Below are 20,626 nucleotides of genomic sequence, written 5' to 3' on the forward strand. Positions count from 1 at the left end.
ATAAAATAAATATGAGAATTACATGACTAAAGATCAACTTTTAAATGAGATCGCAATAAGTGGTTATTCAACTAGTTATGGAAAAGATAAATGTTATTCAACTTTTGATCTAGCCAATAAAACAATCACACGTGTTGGTCTTGGTTTACTAGTTTTAAGTATTTTTATGCTCGGATACCAAAGTTTAAATGGATTTGTTGCATTAGCTATCGCAGGAGTTGTCGGCGGTGTATTAGTCATGTATATGGAAAAATATAATGATAGCAAATACTTAACCACAGCATCGCAATTACAAGATATTGAGCGTGATCTAAAACAACTATTTTACGATGTAAAAAATGCTTCTCCCACTCAAAATATTTCTACATATGAACAACAATGGATAACTTTGGACAATCATCAAAAAAATTTAGCTATCGAAAAGCAAATTTTTGGAAGTGATTGGTATGCCCATATCAAAATGTTTTGGACTAAAAAAGTTAACACTCAATGGTTTACCGACGAATTAAAACTAAAATTTTTCTTTGATAAACTACCTTTTTCATTTTTTGTTCTCTGTATTACGCTTTGTATTCTGATTCTTTTATTAATTATTGGTTTTTATATTGCTAATCATTTAGTAGCTAATGGTCATGCTCAAACATATCTAGAACTTTTTAAAGGAATCTGCAAATGACAACAGCTGCTTTATTTAAAAAATTTATTGAAAACATCCAAATTCAAAATATTAATGTCATTTCTGAAAACTATAACAAAGTAACTAAAGCGTTAAATGAGTACTACTATGAATCTGAGAGCACTTCTACTCATTGTCGCCAAATTGGGTCATATGGACGAAAAACTGGGATCAATGGCATCAGCGATCTTGATATGGCATTTGAACTACCAAAATCAATTTACGATAAATTCAATGCATATTCATCAGGTGGACAAAGCTCATTATTACAAGATGTGAAGAAAGCCATTCAAAATGTATATGACCATGACCAAGTTAAAGCAGATGGTCAAATCGTGGGAATTGATCTAGATGGTTTCCGCATTGAAGTTCTACCAACATTTTATTTAAACACAAATGATGACGGTACTTTGGATTATGACATCTATACTTTCCCAGATTCCAATGATGGTGGACGTTGGAGAGAAACCAAACCAAAACTTGAAATAGAAGAGACTCGAAGACTAAATGATGAGTATGGTCATAATACTTATCGGCATTTATGCCGAATGGTACGAGCTTGGAAAAATCATGTAGGGGCTAAATGTTCAGGTCTTTGGATTGATACTTTAAGTTATAATTTTCTAAAACAATCTGAAAACTATAAAAATATTAGCTATAAAAATTATGGTGAATTGGTAAAAGATTTCTTTAAATATCTAGTCGATCAATACGATCTTAAGCCTGATCAAAATATTTGGAAAGCGCCAGGTAGTAAGCAAAATGTTCATGGGTCATGGCAAAATCATAGAAAAATGAAGAAGGCATATCAGCTATGCCTTGAAGCCTTAGAGGATGAATCTGTTGCTAATGAAAAATGGGCAAAAGTATTTGGGGTGAACTTCCCTGAAGAAGAATTAGAGCAACTTCACGAAAGTTTTATTGTGCGTAAGAAAGCTCCAAATGAGCGGTTTATTGAACATGTTTATAATGGGAAAGTTGATATTAGAAACTATCTATCTATTGATTACTCTATTAGTCTGGAATCAAGAACTTGGAAAATGCTTAAGAAAGCTTTGTCTAATTATAAAGTTCCTATAAGTAGAAATTTAGAGTTCCACATCAGGGATACAGATGTCGAACCACCATATCAAGTCAAGTGGAAGGTACGTAATATTGGTCCTGCTGCCGTAGCAAAAAATCAAGAACGTGGTGCATTACAAGATAGCACTTTCGGAAAGCACAAAGATTCTCGCCTTCAGGAAAAGTCTAGTTTCTGTGGTGAACATTGGGTTGAATGCTACATTATAAAAAATGGAGTATGTGTCGCTCGTGATCATGTAAGCGTCCATATCTAGTACCCTCACCCCGACCCTCTCCCAAAGGGAGAGGGAGCGTCTTTTGATTTAATACCTGTATGAATTTCATATTGGAGTTCCCTCTCCTTTTAGGAGATGAGCAGCACTGCTGCGCAAGGGAGAGGTATTTTTTAATTCACAACATCTCTGCCACAAATCCCCCAACACCACATCCGTCCACCCCAACACATCATGATTCCAATACCGCACAACGGTTAAACCTAAAACCTCTAAAAACTTGGTTCGTTCAGCATCATATTCAATTGCATCATCTGTTCCATGTTGACTGCCATCTAGCTCAATCACTAAGCCAATTTCATGACAGTAAAAATCTACAATATAAGGTTGGATCACATGCTGACGACGAAATTTAAGATTCATAAAACGCTTGGCACGTATGATTTGCCACATGAGGTGTTCTGCATCGGTGGCAGTGTGACGCATGGATTTGGCGAATATTAAAAGTTGGGGGTCGAGTTTATGGTTCATTATGTTTTGTTTTTATAATTTTATTTAGATTATCAAATTTTATAACCTCTCCCTAGCCCTCTCCTACAAGGAGAGGGAATATTCATTATTAAGCCAATAGACGGGATTTAATTAGATGCAGCTCCTTCTCCCTATGGGATGAGAAGCACTGCTTCGCAAGGGGGTTGAGGGAAACGTGCTTTTAATGAAAAAAGTATCAAAGCACCCCATTCTCCAGCAACACCTCCACCCCTTTCACCTTCTCCATATATTTCAGTCGTTCTTTTTCCCACCTCACTTGTTCTTTTAACACCGAAACATCGCCATCAATCACCTTATACACATCTTTTATCTGCATATTTTTCGGCTTTGGTTTTTCACTCCAATGAAAGCTATCCGTGATGTCATCAATCTGACTGGCTAGGCGTTGGCTTTGCGCTTCTAGCGCCATTTTATAAAACTTTAAATGCTCATCCGTTAAGGCTTTAGGGCTTTTTCCTTTATTGGTTTCTAGCCGTAATTGCAACTTTAATAAATAAAACAAATCCTGCGCTTCATGGGCTTGGTTTACCACTTGCAGTAATTCAGTTTTTTCAGCCTTTTTGCTTTCATCAGGTTCGCGGTCTGGATGAATCATTGCAGTGATTTTTAAATACACGGTTTTCAGTGATTGGTTCACTAACTTTTCAGCTTGTTCACGCTTTTGCGCTAAGCGTTTCCGCTGATGATCTTCTTTCTCACGTTGATATTGTTCGCTGTCCCACTCTTCATATGACTCATATTCTTCTGTCGTTTCTTGTTCTATATCAACATAACCTTTTGCTTTGCTCTGTTCAGTGTGGGCTAACTTGGCTTTTTTATTTGGCTTTTGATTATGTGCATGATGCTGCTGATAAAAAGCATCGACCTCCGAGACTTTTTCAAGTTCTGCTGTATTTAAATAGTTGGATTTTTTCAGCTGCTTTGCCAATTTCGCAAGCTTCACATCGAGCTGTGCTAAATCTGCTTTGGCGAAGTCTTCTTGCTGTAGATGTTGCCAAAGCTGAGTTAGTTGACGGTAGTACACCGCATGCAAATCACGATAGATCGGTACAAGTTTTAACTGAATATAACTCTGAATTTCACTTTTGGCATTTTGCCAAAGATCTAAATCCAGCTTTTGCTGTTCGATTTGCTCAATCAGTTTATTCAGCTTTTTATGCTGTGGGGATAAAGCTTCAGCACTCGGGAGTAGACTGACTTTTAACTCAAAAGACATAAGCAAATTTAACGCAAAAAGAAAATTATAGCCGATCTAAGCACGAAACTTATGAGCACCTTGTATGAATCAACAATGGATTTTTATCCATTAACGCTCAAACCGTTGTAAATATTGACTCAGCTCTTCCCGAACCACCACCTCATGCCCTGCATGACTTCGACTTTGTTCCAAGAGATGCTCTGAGTCGATTACTGCCACGCGATGACCATCCGCAATTAAACGATCTACACCTTCAAAGAGCATTCGGACACCAACATCGTGTATCAAAGAAATATTGGTCAGGTCTAAAACGATATGGTTAGTCGCAACAGTTTCATCCTCTAAGATCCGCAGCAACATTTCCGACTCAGTAAATTGCAATACGCCGCGCAGTTCATACACCACCACCGAATGATCTATCCCGCAGCTATAGCGACTTTGGACGATCGTTTGCGCTGAAGGAGTTCCCTCCATCACATGCAGCCCCATGTCCTTCGACAGTCGTTCAAATATTTCGACGCCTCGAACACTATTCCCATGTGTATCCAGTTTCGGACTAAAGACCGCTAGCCCAACCTGCCCCGGCAAAGCCCCCATGATGCCACCGGCCACACCGCTTTTGGCAGGAATACCGACCGTTGTCAGCCAATCCCCCGCAGCATCATACATGCCGCAAGTCATCATCACACTCAACACTTGGCGCACCACCGAACGTGACAGCAACCGTTTTCCTGTAGCTGCTTGCACGCCACCATTGGCAAGCACACTGGCCATTTTTGCCAAATCTTTAACCGTCACTAATATTGCACACTGACGAATATAGCCATTCACCACATCTTCAGGGTCTTCTTCAAGCACACCGACTGTGCGCAGCATGTAACCGATCGACAAATTTCGAAAAGCCGTCTTCACTTCAGACTGGTAAACCGCTTCATCAAAACTTAACTCACGCCCTGCCAGTTCACTTAAAAATTCACGGAGTTTTTCAGCTCGAGTGCTGTGCTCGTCATGCGGTAAAAGTGAATGTGTGGTGATTGCTCCCGAATTGATCATCGGGTTTTTCGGGGTATTGCTTTGTGGATCGAGTGCAATTTGATTAAACGCCTCTCCCGATGGCTCGACACCGACCTTTTGTAAAACGCTGTCTAGACCAAGATGACGAATCGCTAAGGCATAAGCAAAAGGTTTAGACATCGACTGAATGGTGAACTCGACTTCGTCATCACCCGTGGAATAAATCGTGCCATCTACGGTAGACAATGCTAAAGCCAGTCTATTCGGATTGGCGTTAGCTAACTCAGGAATATAATCTGCCAAAACTCCCTGCTGATTAGCATCGCAGGCATTGAGGACATGCTTTAAATAATCTGGAACAGGCGTTTTCATAAGGGCTATTTTTTGTTGTGTGCTTTTTTATTTATAACAAATTGAGCTGCCTCTGTATAAGTCCTTATGGTGAAGCCGTGTTCTGAGCTAAAACCTGTATGTGCTGTATATTCAAATGGTGCATCATTTCTCGAATAAAAACGAAATAACTGAGTTGAATGATTGCCTGTTCACCAAAGAGATTTTGATAATATTCAGTATGTTCAATCATTTCATTAAAGCCATGTTCTAAGCTTTGTCGTTCAATGCGGGTCGCATGTTCAAAAAAGGTCTGCGCCAATATATGCAGCATCGCATCATTCGACTGAGCATAGCGCTGCGTCTGATAATCGAGCTGTAATCGTTCTAAAATTTCTTCAATTTCATAGATCAAATATTCAATTGCCAAAGCATCGAAGCGCTGATGTCGAACACATTTTTGCACCAAAGCGACTAAGCCATGATCAAAATGAATATTCTTTTGCTCGGTCTGAAAGTCGAGCTGCGCTAATCCGAGCTGAAATTGTAATTGCTGCATAACTATCGTTTAAATTATTTAATCTTCTGCCAAGTTTAACTCACGAAAGCTGCGTACTTGGTTACGACCTTGTTGCTTTGCCATGTACAGCGCTTGATCGGCCATACGCGTGACCACAGCAGACGGTGTCCCCTCAATCGCAGTTGCTACACCGAAACTTGCACTAATCTTCAACATTTGATAGTTGGCTATCATGGTTTCAGCTTCAGAAATGGCCAATCGACAGCGTTCAGCGACCTCTATCGCCTGCTCTAAACTCTGATTTTTTAGAATTAAAATGAATTCTTCACCGCCATAACGCCCAACCACATCTTGTACACGAGTATTGTCATTTAAAATTTGAGCAACACGTTGTAAAACGGCATCTCCTGCATCATGTCCATATTGGTCATTGATCAATTTAAAATGGTCGAGATCAAGCAAAACCACTGCAAATTCAGGCCGTGTCTGTTTGCTGAGCGTATCAAGTTCATGACTGACATAACGACGGTTAAACACATTGGTCAGGCCATCAACACGGCTGAGGACTTCCATCTTTTGTTCACGGTGTCGCCACTGTAAAAGCAAAATCTGAAAAAATACTGCACTGACGATCAATATGGGTAAATACAACTCCGCCATACTCATCAGCCAAAAGGCATTGTCGTAAAACTCACTCTGTTTTAAAGCTGGGCTGAAAATCGGTGCATATTCTAGATGGTCAATCGAAGTTTGATAGCAAATGTAGCCAATAAACAATGTGATCGGAAATGTGATACTGAGCATAATTGCAGGACGATAAAAAACTAAACCGACCATCAGTAGATTGACCGTCCCCGCCATGGTGGCAGGACTATAGATCCCGATCATATAGCCACCATAGATCATGCCGATCCCAAATAGGACGGGCGCAAAATAGCTAAAAAACAGTCTAAAATTTAAATATTTTTTAAAATAAAGACTGAGTACTGCCAATACGCCATAACTGAGTAGGACTATACAAGCGACCATGATCCTCAACTTGAGTTCACTCGGATTAAACCAAATCCGATTGGTCGAATAATAAAAATTCATGATGCACCACTTCAACACGCTAACTTGACTCAGCATGCCAAAGATGAGAAGTAAACGCCCTTTATCGTAGTCAGACCAATTGATGATGAGATAGTCTGACTCAAACAAAAGATGCTTCAATTTACGCCATTGTACGCCCCATTTCGTACAGACAGCATTGCCCCAATTTTTCCCCATTAATCTTCTTTTTTATTTTATTATTTCGCTAGTTATACAAGGTTTGAACTTCAAAAAGAAAGCCTATTTTCACAGTTAAAAGTGCAACCTTTGAAGCCTTTAAACTTCACTTACACCACTATTCAAATTACTTTTCCGCTATTTTTTTTAGCTCAATTGGTCACTTTTATCTTTTTGAAATAGTACAGTTTATTATTCTAAACGCTCGGTGAATAAGATCCCGTTCAGATGATCGACCTCATGTTGTACGATCCGTGCAGGAAAGCCATTCAGGGTTTTCTCTTTGACTTCACCTTGAAGGGTCAAATATCGCACGTGAATTTGCTCGGCTCTCGGGACTTGTCCTCGTGCATTCGGCACACTTAAGCAGCTTTCTTCACCCAATACAGTCTTTGTCGATCGTGATGTAATCACTGGATTCACCATCACGATCGCCTCCATTTCAGGCGCATCGGGATAGCGTAAATTTGCACGTGAAGCCACGATAATCACCCGCTTTGAAACATAAATTTGCGGCGCGGCAATGCCTACGCCTTGACGCTCAAGCATAGTGGCATGCAGTGTTTCACTTAGTGCAGTTAACCATGCAGAACCTATTTCAGATGCTTGTACCTCTGCGGCAGTTAGCGTCAAAATTGCTTCACCACGCTGTGCAACAGCAGCAACATAACTCATGTTTTTATCCTTTTAAGTCTAGCGGGCTTAAATCACGTAAAAAAAACAACCACGCGATATGTATAATTATCGGTTCTGAGTATAAAACAACAGCGTGCTATGGCTTTGAATCTTTTGTGGTTTATATAGAGCACAAAGTAAAATAGTAGATCATACTACCCTATACCATTGATATTTATCATTTATACATCAAGGTACGCCATTATCTATTAGCAATCATTCTTTAAGTTAATGCGACTTTATCTATATTATTTTGTTCTTAATTAATGATATTTTCATAACTATAAGTTTTTAATAATGCAACAAAGTTTGATTATTCAATAAAAATTTGAATCACTAAAATCCTCAAATGCTATTTGCTGCTGGAAAATATTTGCATGGAAGCTCAGCCACGCCTGACTCGTCAAGATAAACGTACCCTCGGACTGTCATCACTCGGTGGAGCTCTCGAGTTTTATGACTTCGTTATTTATGTATTTTACGCCAAAATTATTTCGGAACTGTTTTTCCCCACTGGACTCAGTCCATTTTGGGCGATGCTAAATACCTACGGTATTTTTGCCGCAGGATATTTTTTCCGCCCATTGGGTGGTGTGGTGATGGCGCATTTTGGCGATTTGATTGGTCGTAAGCGTTTATTTAGTTTGTCTATTTTACTCATGGCTCTGCCTACACTGATGATCGGTGTGATGCCGACTTTTGAAAGTATTGGTTATGCAGCACCACTTTTGCTCCTACTGATGCGTGTGATTCAAGGCATCGCGATTGGTGGTGAAATCCCTGCTGCATGGACTTTTGTTTCAGAGCATGTGCCTGAGCAAAAAATTGGTATCGCCAATGGCTTACTCACTGCTGGCTTATCTTTAGGTATCCTATTGGGCGCACTGATGTCTTTGTTTATTTCATTACAATTTACAGAGTCAGAAATCCATGATTGGGCATGGCGGATTCCATTTATTTTAGGCGGGATCTTTGGTTTTATTGCGCTCTATCTCCGCAGTTATTTAAAAGAAACGCCTGTATTTAAAGCCATGCAAGAAAAGAAACAATTGGCTAAAGAGCTTCCTGTGAAACAAGTGCTGCAACAGCACAAAACAGGCGTTGTGGTTGGTATGCTGTTTACATGGTTCTTAACAGGCTGTGTTGTTGTGCTGATTTTAGCGATGCCAAATCTACTCACGGGCGCCTTTGGTTTTGAACGGGTCGATGCCTTTAAAATGCAAAGTGCCGCTATTGTGATGCAAATGGTCGGTTGTATCTTGGCAGGTCTTTTGGCAGATCGCTTCGGTGCGGGCAAAGTGATGCTGTTCGGTTCCCTCCTTGTCGCGATAATTGCGGGCGTGTTCTATAACAGCTTGGGCCATGTGGCAGCATCGACCGTGTTTGCGCTCTATATGCTGCTCGGTTTGGCATCAGGCACGGTTGGTATGGTTTCTTATAGTATGGTGAAAATGTTCCCTGCACAGATTCGTTTCTCGGGCATTTCATTTTCATACAATTTGGCCTATGCCATCGCGGGTGGTATCACCTTGCCATTGGTTCAATGGTTGAGTTTATACAGCAACATTGGCGCCATGTATTATATATGGAGCGTCTGTTTGGTGACCTTCTTTACTGCGATGCTTTATCGTCAACGTTTTGAAAAAATATCTCGCTAACTGATGTTACGAAGTAACATCAGCAGCGCAATTTGATTCAAATAAATGAACGATACGCGCTAAGGTCATCCGCAAGTGTTTGAGACAGGACTACTTTTAATCAAAATTGTTTTTGCAATACTTTGAAAAATTTGACGCTAGTGAACGAGTTTTGTCGGTGAGGTGCATTGCACCGCAAGATGGTTTCCTTGCGAAGCTTTGCTTCTCATTTTGCCTAATGAGAAACATTGTTTCGTAAGAGTACCTCCAGCCGAAGGCTAATCCCTTTATTCAATCCATAGATGTAAGACCCCGTCGAATAGACTTAAATATCATTTAAAAATTGTGAAATTACTTTTACGTGCGTAACATCACTCACTAAAAAAAGCGGTCAATGACCGCTTTTTTTAACTTGCTTTCAAATCAATTCAGGCTTTTAAATTTTTACGCAATTCATCTTCTACAATTTCAATCTCAAGCTGACTAAAACGACGAATTTCACCTTCTGCATGTTTTTCAAGTAATCCACCAATCAGTGGAACTTTGACTTTCACCGTCCAGTCCAAATTGAAACTCACTTGTGTTGCATCACCACTGACACTTCGTTTACAACTGGCTTCGAGCGGTAGGTTGGGATCTAGTTTGACGTCAGAGGTTAATGCCGCCAAATTACTAATATCCGTACGTTTCAGACGAAACGCATCTTTTAAAAACTTCTTGGCAATATCTGGAATATTTACATCCAAGTTATAGGCACGTTTTAAGGTATACATATCACCTGTTTTTTTTGATTCTAAAATTTCTAGATTTTCACCCGGTATGCGTTTGCACACCGCTTCATGCAAGCTGATATCTGCGGCTAGTCGTTTAAAATCTTCAAGTGAAACGCCATGAATTGTGGCATTGACGGTAAATTGATGTGCCATTCTCGTAATCCTTCAGGTCAATATTGGTTTTATTGTTTTATTTCGCCCAGTCTACAGTTGCTAAAACTGTGCTTTGGATTAAATCGGAAAGCGCTGTGGCTGTCATTGACCTGAAACCAAGCTAGAAAAACAGAATTGCCATACTGCAACTCAGAGGGACTCTGCCTTAAAGGCTTTTTTGAAATATTTGCCCATGCTGATTTTTCAACTCGAGCTGAAATTCCCAGCCCGCATCAATTTTTAAATACATCCCTGCATAGGACAACTTTGCGTACCAATGACCAAACTCGAGGCTTACAATATCAAAGCTGGCTTGTTCAGGAAGCTGTTGCATTGGTTTTGCATGTATTAAAGCGCTAGGTTCAAAAGACTTGAAGTGCGAGCCATAATGATGAAACAGTTCAAAACATAGCTGATTAAAAATTTCAAATGTTGAATCTTTGGGATCAAGTTGCGTCATTGCTTTAATAGCTTCCCATATCTTTTCATTTCTTCTTGCGCTTATTTTTATATTTCTATAACAAATCTTTGTGGTACTGCTTTTATAAATCTCAGTTTAATTTAAGTTGTTAATTTAACAGCATGCTATGCACTACACCATCCCGATCACGGTGTACCAATTTGATCGGTTGTGAATAATCGATCAAGATGCTTTGGTGTTTATAACTGATTTGGATGCCGTATTCATCTGCACCATCATCCAAACCGCTGATGCTACATTGCGTCCCTTGTGGAAATGCCTTGAGCCATTCAGCGTTATACACATCTGCTATTTGCTCAAACTGAAAAAAGCTCGCCTTTTGCTGCAGTAGAACCGTAGCTTGTCGGTCAAAACGCAGTTGCTGCTCAAGTTGAAAGTCGATAATCATGACTCTGCACGCTCTTTACTTATTCATCGGGATCGGATCATCGGCTATTAAAATCAAGCTTCGCAGACACCCAATTTTGCTTATAAATTCACAGAGGATTTTATGACATGTCTTAGACTCAAATGAACACCGCCACATTTCTTAAGGCATAAAAAAGGCACTTCTCATCGGGGTGAAGCCCGATTATGAAATGCCCTTTATGGTTACAAAGTAAATATATTTTTATAAATTGTCAAATTGGGAATGAAAAAAACATCTGTGGGCTAAATGGATAAAGCTTTCATCGCCTGTTGCTGCTGTTTATTTTTGACTTGTGTCCATTGCCACCAACCAAATGCCGCCAAGCCCACAAAACCTGCATACAACGCCGCAGTGAGATACAGGTCTTTGTATATAAACATACCCACATAGATAATATCGACAAATACCCAAAGCACCCAAGTAGCAATATGTTTCCGGCTGGTCCAATACGTTGCGAGTAAGCTAAACGCGGCCAATTGTGCATCCAAAATCGGCACAGCTGCATCGGTAAAATAGTGCAGGCTTAAACCAAAAATCAAACCGCCCGCCGCAGCTAAAAGCATTTGAAAGATCACAATTTTGGTCGCAATCGGTTCAATACGAATGTCATGATCTTGTTGTTTGCCCTTCAACCAATGATAGAAACCATAGAAGTTCACCACTACAAAGAAAAACTGCAAAATAGTTTCGCCATAAAGTTTGTAGGTATAAAACAGGTAGGCATACAGCAAAAAAGCTGCAAAGTTAAACCACCAACACCACATATTCCGCTTAATGGTTAAAGTCACCCCGATTAAGCTAATAATGACTGCAAATATTTCTAAGTTCGACATGGTTGATTGGGCCTTAAAAAAGCTGCAGCTATTATGGAAAAATTCAGCCTAAAGGCAAGCTATATCCTGCACTATTTCATATCAACTCTGTAAATTTTAAATCAAACCACTCATCCACCAGACGATGATTTTGATGTTTTGAACGCATCAGTTTTGACAGTTTTCTAACAATCGTTTAAAAACTTAGCTATGCATAAAGAATAATCAGAAGGAATCATTAAAATGTCAGAACAACAAGGTCGTGTAAGTCGAGAAATCCGTGGTCATCTTTATTTAATCGGTTTGGACCGTGCAGATAAACGAAATGCGTTTGACAGTCATTTAATTCATGACCTTTCACTGGCGCTCACTGAATATGAAGATGATCCAAATTTACGCTGTGCAGTGATTTTTGCACATGGTGATCATTTTACTGCAGGTCTAGATCTGGTCGAACTACAACCCAAACTCGGCAGTGGACTGTTTAATTTTCCTGATCAGCAAATTAATCCGTGGGGAACCAACTCACGACAACGGAAAAAACCAGTTGTGGTCGCGGTACAAGGGTTCTGTTTTACAGCGGGTATTGAACTCATGCTGAATGCCGATATCGTGATCGCACAGCGTCAGACCGAGTTTGCTCAAATGGAAGTGCAACGTGGCATTCTTCCTTTTGGTGGTGCAACAGTTCGCTTTGTGCAAGCAGCGGGTTGGAATAAAGCCATACGCTATTTACTCACAGGTGAACGTTTCAATGCGCAAACGGCATATGACATGAACTTGGTGACTGAAATCACCGACCAAGCGCCCTTATCTCGTGCCATTGAACTTGCTGAACAAATTGCACAGGCTGCACCACTGGCGGTTCAGGCAACACTCGCTGCAGCACAGCAAGGGGTGCATTTGGGAGCCGATGCTGCCTTTGCTCAATTGGATCAGCACTTACAACCATTACTAAAAACACAAGATGTACAAGAAGGTGTGATGGCCATGCTACAACGTCGTGCAGCCAATTTTCAGGGCAAGTAAGCCTTTATTTAAACTGAGTAAACCCTTTCCGTCCTGCCTATTCAGAGAAAAATTATGCCAACGGATTTAGAACAAACAACGCAAGAAATACACAGTACACCCGTGAGTTTCCCAGCAACCGATTGCTATACGCTTTCAGGCGTTGAATATCGGCCTAATTCTGCTGCTAAAGCCAATATTATTATTTCAAGTGCGACAGGTGTACCTCAACAATTTTACCGTCGTTTTGCCGAGTATGCCGCAGGACTCGGTTATCAAGTACTGACTTTTGATTATCGTGGTATAGGACGTTCTGCTCCTCCAAAACTCAAAGGCTTTAAAATGTCCTACCTCGACTGGGGACGTTATGACCTTTCTGGTGCCATAGCTTATATGCAAAAACACTGCTTGCAAACTTTTCTAGTGGGACACTCCTATGGCGGCCAAGCCCTAGGCCTCACCCCAAATCATGATCAGATACGTGCCATGTATTGTTTTGGCACTGGCGCAGGTTGGCATGGCTATATGCCCTTTAAAGAAAAAATGAAAGTTCATGTTATGTGGAATATCGTTTTTCCGCCGATGGTTGCCATCAAAGGGTATTTGCCTTGGAGCAAACTCAATATGGGCGCTGACCTTCCTGTCGATGTCTATAAACAATGGCGCCGTTGGTGTAAAAACCCAACCTATTTCTTTGCCGGCCCTGAGCTGAGTGAGCTATCTCAACAATATGCTGCAGTTCAAACGCCGATTTATGCGGTCGCTGCACTTGATGATGACTGGGCATTACCCAATTCACGACATGCTTTTATGCAACATTATGCGCAAGCGTTAATGCACTATATCAATATTGAAGCGGAAGATTATGGTCTAAAACAGATTGGTCATATGGGTTATTTCCGCAAAGGTGCTGAACTCTTATGGCAGGAAGTGATCGGACGGTTTGACGAACTGTTAGTTGCCTAGAGCAATTTACTCCATACACATCACATTGATTTATTCGGATAGAGAGATACATGCGTCCACGGAAAAATACCTCAGAACATCTATTACTACAGTCAGCACACGCCTTTAAACGCTATGGTTATATGGGCTGTAGCATGGGGAAATTGGCTAAAGCCTGTGGACTCTCAAAAGCTGCGTTTTATTATGACTATCCGAATAAAGACGCTTTACTGATGGAAATTTTAAACCTGACGCATATAAAGTTACAACACAGTATTTTTCAGCAATTACAGCAAACTACTAAATCCCCTCAACAGGCTTTCTCGCACATCCATCAACAGGCCATCCAGTTTTTTAGCCAAGGTGGATTAGGTTGTTTAGTCGGGATATTAAGTATGGAACGTCAACATTTGCCTACCGAGATTTTTGCAAAATTACAGTCCATCTTTCAGGAGTGGCAACTCGCCTTTGAAGTGTTTTTTAAGCGATGCATGACCATCGAACACGCCGCTCAACTTGCCAAAGTCAGCTTGGCGGATTATGAAGGCGCAATTTTAATGGCTCGAATGAGCGATGATTTGAGTTATCTCGATTTAGTCCAAGATCGCATTTTGCTTCAACTTGCGGAGTCTTGATAGCGATATTCAATTTTATGTTCTTCGCCAAAACGGTCGACATGTGTATAAAACTCACCGTATCGACCTAAATAATACTCGAGCGATTGATTGTAAAAACTCCAATAAATCGACCATTCATTCAGATCTAATTGGCGAATTTGAGTTTTACAATTGACTGGCATGCGACGTAAAAAAACTTCTTGTAACTGTTCGGCTGCCTGTAGCGAATCTAATTTGTATTGTTGTTGAAAGAAAATTTCCGCAATATCATCAAAAAGTTGCTGTTCATATTCATCTACTTCAATGACTTGATCGACGTCACGAATAGCATCATCATTCGATGCTAAAGAGATACTTTTCGATTTTTTTGGTGCTTGGTAACGCGTATATTTTTGACGATATTTTTCTGTTTTTATTATTTTTTTGACCACGATTCCTGCTGCAGACAACGCAATCAGAATACACATCACAATGAGAAAATTAACCATAATAACAACCTACTGCCGATGACGCGCATACACATCATTAATCACCGAATATTTTTATGGACTAATATAACGCACAATAACGTTTAAAATTCATACAAAATTATTTTAAAGCTGAAATCCTGCCTATTTTCTTTGCTAATTTATTTCAAACTATTACACCTGCTGAAATCATTGAGTATGTATACATTTCTAAAAAATCTATTATTACTTTTAAAACAGTATAGTTAGATGCATTTATGTGGTTATTTATCCGTATTTAATGATTAATTTATAAGTATACATTTGTAAATTTTGCAACAATTTTGAAATAAAAACCCAACCCAACGGCGCAATGGCTGCAAAAAAACATAAAACGCAACAAGAAGCCTCTTTAAGCACAAGGCGATATCTTCTGAAATGACAGGCTGTTGGAGTTTTCTATAAAAAGAAAAAATTATGATACGCGAAGCACAAATTCAGGATATACCCGAAATTATTCACGTGATTCACAACAGCATTCGTTCATGTATCCAGGACCATCAACGTAATGAAAGTGTGATTCAAACTTGGCTTGAGGAGGCAAATCAATCAAATATCTTAATGTGGATGCTTTATAACGATAGTTGGGTCTACGTCAGTGACAATCGAGTGGTCGGCTTTATTTTAGTCAGTGATCAGGGACAAATTTTACTGAACTATATCTGCCCTGAACGTCAGTACCAAGGCATTGGTAAGGCATTATTGTTAAACATGATGCACTGTGTCAGGAAAAAGAATATTACCGAGATCAGTCTAGAAAGTACTCATACGGCACTCGCCTTTTACCAAAAATATGGCTTTGTCGCACATCAGGATTTTGAGCCTGCCGATGTTCCGCTCAAATTGGTCAAACAGCTCTGTTAGTAGAGAGGCAAACCTCATAAAAAGATAGATTTTCAAATAGGATGATTATGATAGGTGAATTTAAAAAGAGATCAATCTAAATAAGTATTGGCAAAGGATACTAGCGATAGCACCGCAAAGTTTTCACCGTTTATAACTAGGTATCAAGGCTTAAGTTGATCGCGTCCTGCCTGTTTAGCCATATATAAATAATGGTCTGCACGCTTCATTAAGGCTTCGATACTGTCGAAGTCATTTTGCTTATCCATCCATGCCATGCCCAAACTCAGTGTGACGTAATTTTTATCATCACCCCGATTAACATGTTCAAGCTGTTCATTACGCATGGCTTCGAGTACCAATTGGAATTGCTCTTGGGCAATCGCATACGGAACATCATGCATCAATATGGCAAACTCTTCTCCCCCATATCGAGCCACATAGGCTGAACTTGGCAGGGTATTTTGCATGGTTTTCACGATCTGCTGTAACACCTCATCGCCTTTGAGATGTCCATAGTGGTCATTATAATTTTTAAAATAATCGACATCTAACATGGCAAAGACCAATGTTCGATGACTATGAAAACGGACTTCTGAATATAAACGTTGAATTTCGGCATTCAAAGCACGACGGTTGAATGCCCCCGTTAAGGCATCAATACGAATTTGTAGCTCTAATTTTTTATTCAGCTCATGGAGCTGTAAGGTGCGCTCTTTGACTTTCTGATCGAGTGAACTGTTTAGCTCAAGCAGACTATTATTTAACTGCTCGGTATGCATCGACTGCTGTGCATAATGGTGCGATTGCTGAAACATGATCAACAAGGCATACAAACTGGTTGAAATGAACGATAAATTGACTGAATCAATCAAATTCATCATCAGCAAAAAGTCGTTTAAAAAAGTAATGCACAGGAAAATAACCGCGATTAAATTTAATTTTGAATACGGCTCTTTCTTTTTCAGTGTTAGGTAAAAACCATAAGCAAAATTACTTAGAACAACGATCACATAGGCAAAACTGTAAGTTGCCAAAGGTTGAAAAATTTCAGGCGTCGAAACAAAAGTCACTGAAATATTCAACGACAACAGCAACATCGCGATCTGATAATTTAAGGTAAATAAATAGCGACGACTGAGCAAGTGGATATAACTTAAAAAGAAAATCGATGCCAAATAGGTAAATAAGTATTCTAATCGCGTGCCCCACAACCAATTAATATCGGTAAAAGTGGTATAGGCATAAGGTGCTGAAAATAAATTATGGAGTGCTAAAAAGACAATAAATAAGCCAAACACCAAATTACTTCGGCTATTGCGACCGCGTAAACCTCGAAAGACTGAAAATAGGATCGTAAATAATCCCACACCCAAGACGGCGCCAGACACCATCCCGATACTCATCATTTGTTGTTGGAATTGGCGGTTTACTGTCTTGGCGATACCAATACGCATTGGGTTTTCAAACCCGCCATGCATACTGTTAAAACTTGAAGCCTGAATGGTTAAAGTGAAATATTCATCTTGTGCCACAAAATAGGCAATTCGCGGCGCATTCTCCGTTTTTTGTTCTGCTTCAGTACGCCCAACTTCTCCCAAACGAACGATCACATCACCATTTAAAAATACCCGATATGCACCGTACTGATTTGGAATCAATACCGCGATACGTCGGCCAATAAATTGTTTGGGAATTTGGAAATGCCCAGTGTATGTCCCAAAACCTTTACTGTCCCCTGTAATATCTTTAAATGAAGCAGGCAGATAGACCGTTTGACCGACTAGAACTGAACTCGGAGACGTTAAAAATTGATTTGGATAAAACAACCATTTGCCTTGTAAGAGGCTACTGGTGTCTTCCGTGAAGTAGATTTGGTTAACTTCGTTTTGATGTTTTAAATAAAACGATTTAGGAGCAGTTTCATACTGTGCTTGAGCAGTCGATACAGTGAATGCCAATATAAAAATAATAAAGGTAAGAACCCAGAACAATCTGGTGCAAGGCAACTGTAAAGACAACGACTTTGATTCCTGCGTTTATACTCGAGCAATTATTCTAATCTACGGTAAAAGACAAAAATAACAACTACTATTTTATCAAATTGATCAATAACTTCCATGTCACTGATCTAAAACAGTCGCTGTATTAATCGCGAGTTTTTACATCATACAATTCAATCTCAAAAATAAGATTTGAATTGGCAGGAATTACATTACCCATTTTACGTTCACCATAAGCCAAATGTGATGGCACGATTAACTTACGTTTACCACCGACTTTCATCCCCATGATGCCCTGATCCCATCCTTTAATTACACGGCCAGTACCAATCACCGTTTCAAAATAATTACCACGATCCAGTGATGAATCAAATTTTGTACCGTCTTCTAACCAGCCTGTATAGTGAGTTGTAATCAAAGCGCCTTTAACCGCTTCTTTACCTTCACCTACCACTAAGTCAATAATTTCTAATTCCGTGCTCATGCTCTCAACCTCAAATGCCGCAATCTAAATAAAGCACTATTATAAACAGAATCAGTCTGAACATGATGCCCTTGAATGCGTTAGAACTTACCGACTCAAAGTTGAGAACACAATGATTTAGATCAGCATGCAAAAAACATTTACATGGCAAAGGTCAAATGCCGTGAAATATAGGAGTATTCCTTTATCACCAAGATATGTAGAGCAAAACGAAACTAAAAAATCAAAACGCTTGAACACTTTGAACGTTCATTGAATGAAGGCGTTTATGCGGTAAGAACAACGCTATTTACATAGTTAATAAAGAGGATTCATCCATAGGCATTACATAAATGGGGGGCTAGAAAATTTCCCGAATTAAATTTTTATTTTGGTTTTAGGTCAACTGAGTTTTAAATCGACAGTTAAATTAACAGAATTGTATTAGCTGAAAAATAGTTATAGCGACAAGGATGCAAGCCTAAACTCACACCCATCATGAAAAGTTAAATCAAATAATAAACTTATTGCAATTGTGTCCATTCAATCACAGCTTGAGCTTTATCACCTATCAAAGTCCATTCGCCATCCATTACGTTTAATTGTAAAGACATGGTTCGTTCGCATAACTCTTGAATGGCAGCTGTACTCGCTTCAGATAATTGCCAAATTTCAACATTCTTCAATGTTTTCAGTTTGCTGTTGCGTTTATACCATTCGTCTACTGATGAGCCATAAGTAATCACAGCGACTTGTGGGCAACGAGCACTGGCTTTTTTGACTTTGTCTTCGTCAGGGCAACCGACTTCAATCCATTTCACCAATTGACCTGTTAAATCTTTTTCCCACAGCGCTGGTTCGTCTGTTTCGAAAAGATCTTTGGTAAATTCTAATGCTTCATCTGCATAGCGTGCATATGCCAAGACACGCACCATCAAACGTTCAATCGTTTCAGAAGGATGCAAAGCCATCGTCAATTGATAATCACCATATTGGTGTACATCCATATTGGCAATGTTCAAATCTGCTTTATAAATTGTAGCTTTTAGCGCCATGGTAAAGTCCTCAAATTTGGCGCCTAGCATATAAGATTTAGCAAGCTTTTGCTGCGTTGATTTACTTATTTCTCAGCTTTATCGGCATCGATACGACACTGCATTAAGCGATCTTCAAATTCGAGCCATTCACGATCAGTTTGGTAAATAATTTCGACACGATTATCGATACTTTCCTCGCTCGACTGATAATTAAACTGATCGGGATTAAAGTTAAAGGTTTTCCACCCTTGGTCTGTCTGAAAAATACCTTTGATCCGTAGCCAATCTTGCTGCTCACAGAGTAAATCTAACAGCTCAAAAAAGTCGAAGGTCCATCGTTTTGGGAGTTTCCAACCTGCGACACTATAGCCCTGAGCGGATTCAACATAATGATAAGGCAACTGTTTAATTTCTGTGGGCACATCGACCAACGTTTGCTTTTGTATCGCCAATAAAGGCTGAATTTTACGAGGACTTCCCACATAGGCAAGATCAATATTTGTTAGTTTTAAATCACCTTTTACAACATTGATCCATTGCTGCTGATACGGTAAATACGCTTGTTTGAGTCGTTCCAAACCAGCTTGATCGGCCTCACTCATACAATCGACATGCGACACCACCACGATTTGTGCCACTTTGAGTTGATCGGCATACAGATTTTGCGAAGTCCACTCTTGATCATGTAAGCGTGAGCCATCAACCACGGTTACCAATGCCCGCATGGCTAAATGCGGATGCCAATGTGGCTCGGTCAATTGCTCCAAAAGTTGCCCAGGATGTCCCAAACCTGTCGGTTCAATAAACAGTCGGTCGGGTTTCACCTCTGACAATAACCGTGACAACGCAATTTGCATCGGCAGTTGGCTGCTACAACATAGACAACCACCCAATAATTCCTTCACCGCAAAACCTTGATCTTGCGACAACATCTGTTGATCGACCCCGATTTGTCCAAACTCGTTCATCAGTACGGCCCAAGTTTCACCCGCTGGCTTTTGCTTCAATAACTGCTGTAAAACTGTGGTTTTACCCGCACCTAAAAAGCCAGAAATAATATGAACAGGAATCGCACCGTGGGTAGAAACTAATTTCAAAAGTGATTCACTCAAATAAATAGCCAATGATTGATGGCCTTTACCATAATGATTTCAAAAAAATGCCGCAAGTCTAGTCCTCATTTCTCTGTCTTCATTTTTCTAAAGCATAGATCAGCCTAGTATCCGAGGCATTGAATGATGATCTGGCTGTTAAACAGCCTGTTTATTCCATTTGCATGAATGCATGACATATCTGGTCATACTTTATTGGCAAAGTTAACTCTTATATTTAAAAAAATAGCCATATCGAAAAGAATCCTTACATTTGGATTTTAGGGAAATTTCTGGATTCTGCTTATTTACGACATCG

22 protein-coding genes are annotated in these 20,626 nt (G+C 39.8%); 7 read left to right on the forward strand and 15 right to left on the reverse strand.

Annotated elements, in window-relative coordinates; genetic code table 11:
- The first annotated feature begins 22 nt into the window (after positions 1 to 22).
- Together AC25JC_RS08085 and AC25JC_RS08090 are read left to right on the forward strand one after the other, a co-directional pair.
- Entirely contained in the window at positions 23 to 676 is a 654-nt protein-coding gene (locus AC25JC_RS08085) for an SLATT domain-containing protein (protein ID WP_180114789.1), read from the forward strand.
- The gene (locus AC25JC_RS08090; protein WP_486923825.1) at positions 673 to 2,013 is read left to right on the forward strand and encodes an SMODS domain-containing nucleotidyltransferase; all 1,341 of its coding nucleotides are present in this window, start codon (positions 673 to 675) and stop codon (positions 2,011 to 2,013) included. The genes AC25JC_RS08085 and AC25JC_RS08090 overlap by 4 nt, the downstream gene beginning before the upstream one ends.
- A 66-nt stretch (positions 2,014 to 2,079) precedes the next feature.
- Here the strand turns inward: AC25JC_RS08090 and AC25JC_RS08095 are convergent, their stop codons facing one another.
- The 6 genes from AC25JC_RS08095 to def form a co-directional block, all read right to left on the reverse strand.
- Positions 2,080 to 2,502, reverse strand: a complete 423-nt coding sequence (locus tag AC25JC_RS08095; protein WP_486923826.1) for an endonuclease domain-containing protein — start codon at positions 2,500 to 2,502, stop codon at positions 2,080 to 2,082.
- Between the two features lie 196 nt (positions 2,503 to 2,698).
- Positions 2,699 to 3,739, reverse strand: coding sequence for a molecular chaperone DnaJ (locus tag AC25JC_RS08100; protein ID WP_486923827.1), 1,041 nt, complete (start codon positions 3,737 to 3,739; stop codon positions 2,699 to 2,701).
- Between the two features lie 90 nt (positions 3,740 to 3,829).
- Positions 3,830 to 5,107 (reverse strand): glutaminase, encoded by a 1,278-nt coding sequence (locus AC25JC_RS08105; RefSeq protein WP_486923828.1) that lies wholly within the window; start codon positions 5,105 to 5,107, stop codon positions 3,830 to 3,832.
- 64 nt (positions 5,108 to 5,171) lie between these two features.
- On the reverse strand, positions 5,172 to 5,624 hold the full coding sequence (locus AC25JC_RS08110) for a hypothetical protein (RefSeq protein ID WP_180183167.1): 453 nt from the start codon (positions 5,622 to 5,624) through the stop codon (positions 5,172 to 5,174).
- Between the two features lie 18 nt (positions 5,625 to 5,642).
- A complete protein-coding gene (locus AC25JC_RS08115) occupies positions 5,643 to 6,854 on the reverse strand; it encodes a GGDEF domain-containing protein (protein ID WP_486923829.1) in 1,212 nt (403 codons plus the stop codon).
- A 192-nt stretch (positions 6,855 to 7,046) separates the two neighbouring features.
- Entirely contained in the window at positions 7,047 to 7,529 is a 483-nt protein-coding gene (gene def, locus AC25JC_RS08120) for a peptide deformylase (RefSeq protein WP_486923830.1), read from the reverse strand.
- Positions 7,530 to 7,888: 359 nt separating this feature from the next.
- On the opposite strand from def, the gene AC25JC_RS08125 reads away from it, so the two are divergent.
- Positions 7,889 to 9,187, forward strand: a complete 1,299-nt coding sequence (locus AC25JC_RS08125; protein ID WP_486923883.1) for an MFS transporter — start codon at positions 7,889 to 7,891, stop codon at positions 9,185 to 9,187.
- 407 nt (positions 9,188 to 9,594) lie between these two features.
- Here the strand turns inward: AC25JC_RS08125 and AC25JC_RS08130 are convergent, their stop codons facing one another.
- From AC25JC_RS08130 to pnuC, 4 genes are all read right to left on the reverse strand, one after another.
- Positions 9,595 to 10,092 carry a DUF2505 family protein gene (locus tag AC25JC_RS08130; RefSeq protein WP_078192225.1) on the reverse strand — a complete coding sequence of 166 codons (498 nt, stop codon included), beginning with the start codon at positions 10,090 to 10,092 and terminating at the stop codon, positions 9,595 to 9,597.
- Between the two features lie 166 nt (positions 10,093 to 10,258).
- Complete coding sequence (locus AC25JC_RS08135) at positions 10,259 to 10,552, reverse strand: hypothetical protein (RefSeq protein WP_249733459.1); 294 nt, start codon at positions 10,550 to 10,552, stop codon at positions 10,259 to 10,261.
- Between the two features lie 109 nt (positions 10,553 to 10,661).
- The gene (locus tag AC25JC_RS08140; protein ID WP_180023193.1) at positions 10,662 to 10,961 is read right to left on the reverse strand and encodes a hypothetical protein; all 300 of its coding nucleotides are present in this window, start codon (positions 10,959 to 10,961) and stop codon (positions 10,662 to 10,664) included.
- A 263-nt stretch (positions 10,962 to 11,224) separates the two neighbouring features.
- The gene (gene pnuC / locus AC25JC_RS08145; protein ID WP_486923831.1) at positions 11,225 to 11,815 is read right to left on the reverse strand and encodes a nicotinamide riboside transporter PnuC; all 591 of its coding nucleotides are present in this window, start codon (positions 11,813 to 11,815) and stop codon (positions 11,225 to 11,227) included.
- 222 nt (positions 11,816 to 12,037) lie between these two features.
- Here pnuC and AC25JC_RS08150 point away from each other — a divergent pair, with 222 nt between their 5' ends.
- Genes AC25JC_RS08150 through AC25JC_RS08160 form a run of 3 tightly spaced genes read left to right on the forward strand, consistent with a single transcriptional unit; the run spans position 12,038 to position 14,382 of the window.
- Complete coding sequence (locus AC25JC_RS08150; protein ID WP_249733460.1) at positions 12,038 to 12,823, forward strand: crotonase/enoyl-CoA hydratase family protein; 786 nt, start codon at positions 12,038 to 12,040, stop codon at positions 12,821 to 12,823.
- Positions 12,824 to 12,877: 54 nt separating this feature from the next.
- Positions 12,878 to 13,768, forward strand: coding sequence for an alpha/beta hydrolase family protein (locus tag AC25JC_RS08155; protein ID WP_486923832.1), 891 nt, complete (start codon positions 12,878 to 12,880; stop codon positions 13,766 to 13,768).
- A gap of 50 nt (positions 13,769 to 13,818) precedes the next feature.
- Positions 13,819 to 14,382: a TetR/AcrR family transcriptional regulator gene (locus AC25JC_RS08160; protein ID WP_180162479.1), complete on the forward strand. Its 564-nt coding sequence runs from the start codon at positions 13,819 to 13,821 to the stop codon at positions 14,380 to 14,382.
- Here the strand turns inward: AC25JC_RS08160 and AC25JC_RS08165 are convergent.
- Entirely contained in the window at positions 14,364 to 14,852 is a 489-nt protein-coding gene (locus tag AC25JC_RS08165) for a hypothetical protein (RefSeq protein ID WP_078192232.1), read from the reverse strand. The two genes, AC25JC_RS08160 and AC25JC_RS08165, sit on opposite strands and share 19 nt — an antisense overlap.
- Positions 14,853 to 15,287: 435 nt before the next feature.
- Here AC25JC_RS08165 and AC25JC_RS08170 point away from each other — a divergent pair, with 435 nt between their 5' ends.
- Positions 15,288 to 15,734 carry a GNAT family N-acetyltransferase gene (locus AC25JC_RS08170; protein ID WP_078191420.1) on the forward strand — a complete coding sequence of 149 codons (447 nt, stop codon included), beginning with the start codon at positions 15,288 to 15,290 and terminating at the stop codon, positions 15,732 to 15,734.
- 143 nt (positions 15,735 to 15,877) lie between these two features.
- Here the strand turns inward: AC25JC_RS08170 and AC25JC_RS08175 are convergent, their stop codons facing one another.
- The 4 genes from AC25JC_RS08175 to AC25JC_RS08190 all read right to left on the reverse strand — a co-directional run bounded on the left by AC25JC_RS08175 (position 15,878) and on the right by AC25JC_RS08190 (position 20,313).
- The gene (locus tag AC25JC_RS08175) at positions 15,878 to 17,734 is read right to left on the reverse strand and encodes a sensor domain-containing diguanylate cyclase (RefSeq protein ID WP_486923833.1); all 1,857 of its coding nucleotides are present in this window, start codon (positions 17,732 to 17,734) and stop codon (positions 15,878 to 15,880) included.
- Positions 17,735 to 17,861: 127 nt separating this feature from the next.
- Positions 17,862 to 18,200 (reverse strand): FKBP-type peptidyl-prolyl cis-trans isomerase, encoded by a 339-nt coding sequence (locus AC25JC_RS08180; protein ID WP_078191421.1) that lies wholly within the window; start codon positions 18,198 to 18,200, stop codon positions 17,862 to 17,864.
- 503 nt (positions 18,201 to 18,703) lie between these two features.
- On the reverse strand, positions 18,704 to 19,234 hold the full coding sequence (locus AC25JC_RS08185) for a YaeQ family protein (RefSeq protein ID WP_168379277.1): 531 nt from the start codon (positions 19,232 to 19,234) through the stop codon (positions 18,704 to 18,706).
- Positions 19,235 to 19,299: 65 nt separating this feature from the next.
- Entirely contained in the window at positions 19,300 to 20,313 is a 1,014-nt protein-coding gene (locus AC25JC_RS08190; protein WP_486923834.1) for a CobW family GTP-binding protein, read from the reverse strand.
- Positions 20,314 to 20,626 lie beyond the last annotated feature (313 nt).

The sequence above is a fragment of the Acinetobacter sp. P37 genome (genome assembly GCF_057480965.1).

Excerpts from the sequence above, each read along its gene's own strand:
- AC25JC_RS08130 (WP_078192225.1), bottom strand. The coding sequence starts at position 10,092 with ATGGCACATCAATTTACCGTCAATGCCACAATTCATGGCGTTTCACTT.
- def (WP_486923830.1), bottom strand. The coding sequence starts at position 7,529 with ATGAGTTATGTTGCTGCTGTTGCACAGCGTGGTGAAGCAATTTTGACG.
- AC25JC_RS08155 (WP_486923832.1), top strand. The coding sequence starts at position 12,878 with ATGCCAACGGATTTAGAACAAACAACGCAAGAAATACACAGTACACCC.
- AC25JC_RS08150 (WP_249733460.1), top strand. The coding sequence starts at position 12,038 with ATGTCAGAACAACAAGGTCGTGTAAGTCGAGAAATCCGTGGTCATCTT.
- AC25JC_RS08165 (WP_078192232.1), bottom strand. The coding sequence starts at position 14,852 with ATGGTTAATTTTCTCATTGTGATGTGTATTCTGATTGCGTTGTCTGCA.
- AC25JC_RS08095 (WP_486923826.1), bottom strand. The coding sequence starts at position 2,502 with ATGAACCATAAACTCGACCCCCAACTTTTAATATTCGCCAAATCCATG.
- AC25JC_RS08110 (WP_180183167.1), bottom strand. The coding sequence starts at position 5,624 with ATGCAGCAATTACAATTTCAGCTCGGATTAGCGCAGCTCGACTTTCAG.
- AC25JC_RS08100 (WP_486923827.1), bottom strand. The coding sequence starts at position 3,739 with ATGTCTTTTGAGTTAAAAGTCAGTCTACTCCCGAGTGCTGAAGCTTTA.
- AC25JC_RS08115 (WP_486923829.1), bottom strand. The coding sequence starts at position 6,854 with ATGGGGAAAAATTGGGGCAATGCTGTCTGTACGAAATGGGGCGTACAA.
- AC25JC_RS08185 (WP_168379277.1), bottom strand. The coding sequence starts at position 19,234 with ATGGCGCTAAAAGCTACAATTTATAAAGCAGATTTGAACATTGCCAAT.
- pnuC (WP_486923831.1), bottom strand. The coding sequence starts at position 11,815 with ATGTCGAACTTAGAAATATTTGCAGTCATTATTAGCTTAATCGGGGTG.
- AC25JC_RS08085 (WP_180114789.1), top strand. The coding sequence starts at position 23 with ATGACTAAAGATCAACTTTTAAATGAGATCGCAATAAGTGGTTATTCA.
- AC25JC_RS08160 (WP_180162479.1), top strand. The coding sequence starts at position 13,819 with ATGCGTCCACGGAAAAATACCTCAGAACATCTATTACTACAGTCAGCA.
- AC25JC_RS08090 (WP_486923825.1), top strand. The coding sequence starts at position 673 with ATGACAACAGCTGCTTTATTTAAAAAATTTATTGAAAACATCCAAATT.
- AC25JC_RS08170 (WP_078191420.1), top strand. The coding sequence starts at position 15,288 with ATGATACGCGAAGCACAAATTCAGGATATACCCGAAATTATTCACGTG.
- AC25JC_RS08180 (WP_078191421.1), bottom strand. The coding sequence starts at position 18,200 with ATGAGCACGGAATTAGAAATTATTGACTTAGTGGTAGGTGAAGGTAAA.
- AC25JC_RS08140 (WP_180023193.1), bottom strand. The coding sequence starts at position 10,961 with ATGATTATCGACTTTCAACTTGAGCAGCAACTGCGTTTTGACCGACAA.
- AC25JC_RS08135 (WP_249733459.1), bottom strand. The coding sequence starts at position 10,552 with ATGACGCAACTTGATCCCAAAGATTCAACATTTGAAATTTTTAATCAG.
- AC25JC_RS08105 (WP_486923828.1), bottom strand. The coding sequence starts at position 5,107 with ATGAAAACGCCTGTTCCAGATTATTTAAAGCATGTCCTCAATGCCTGC.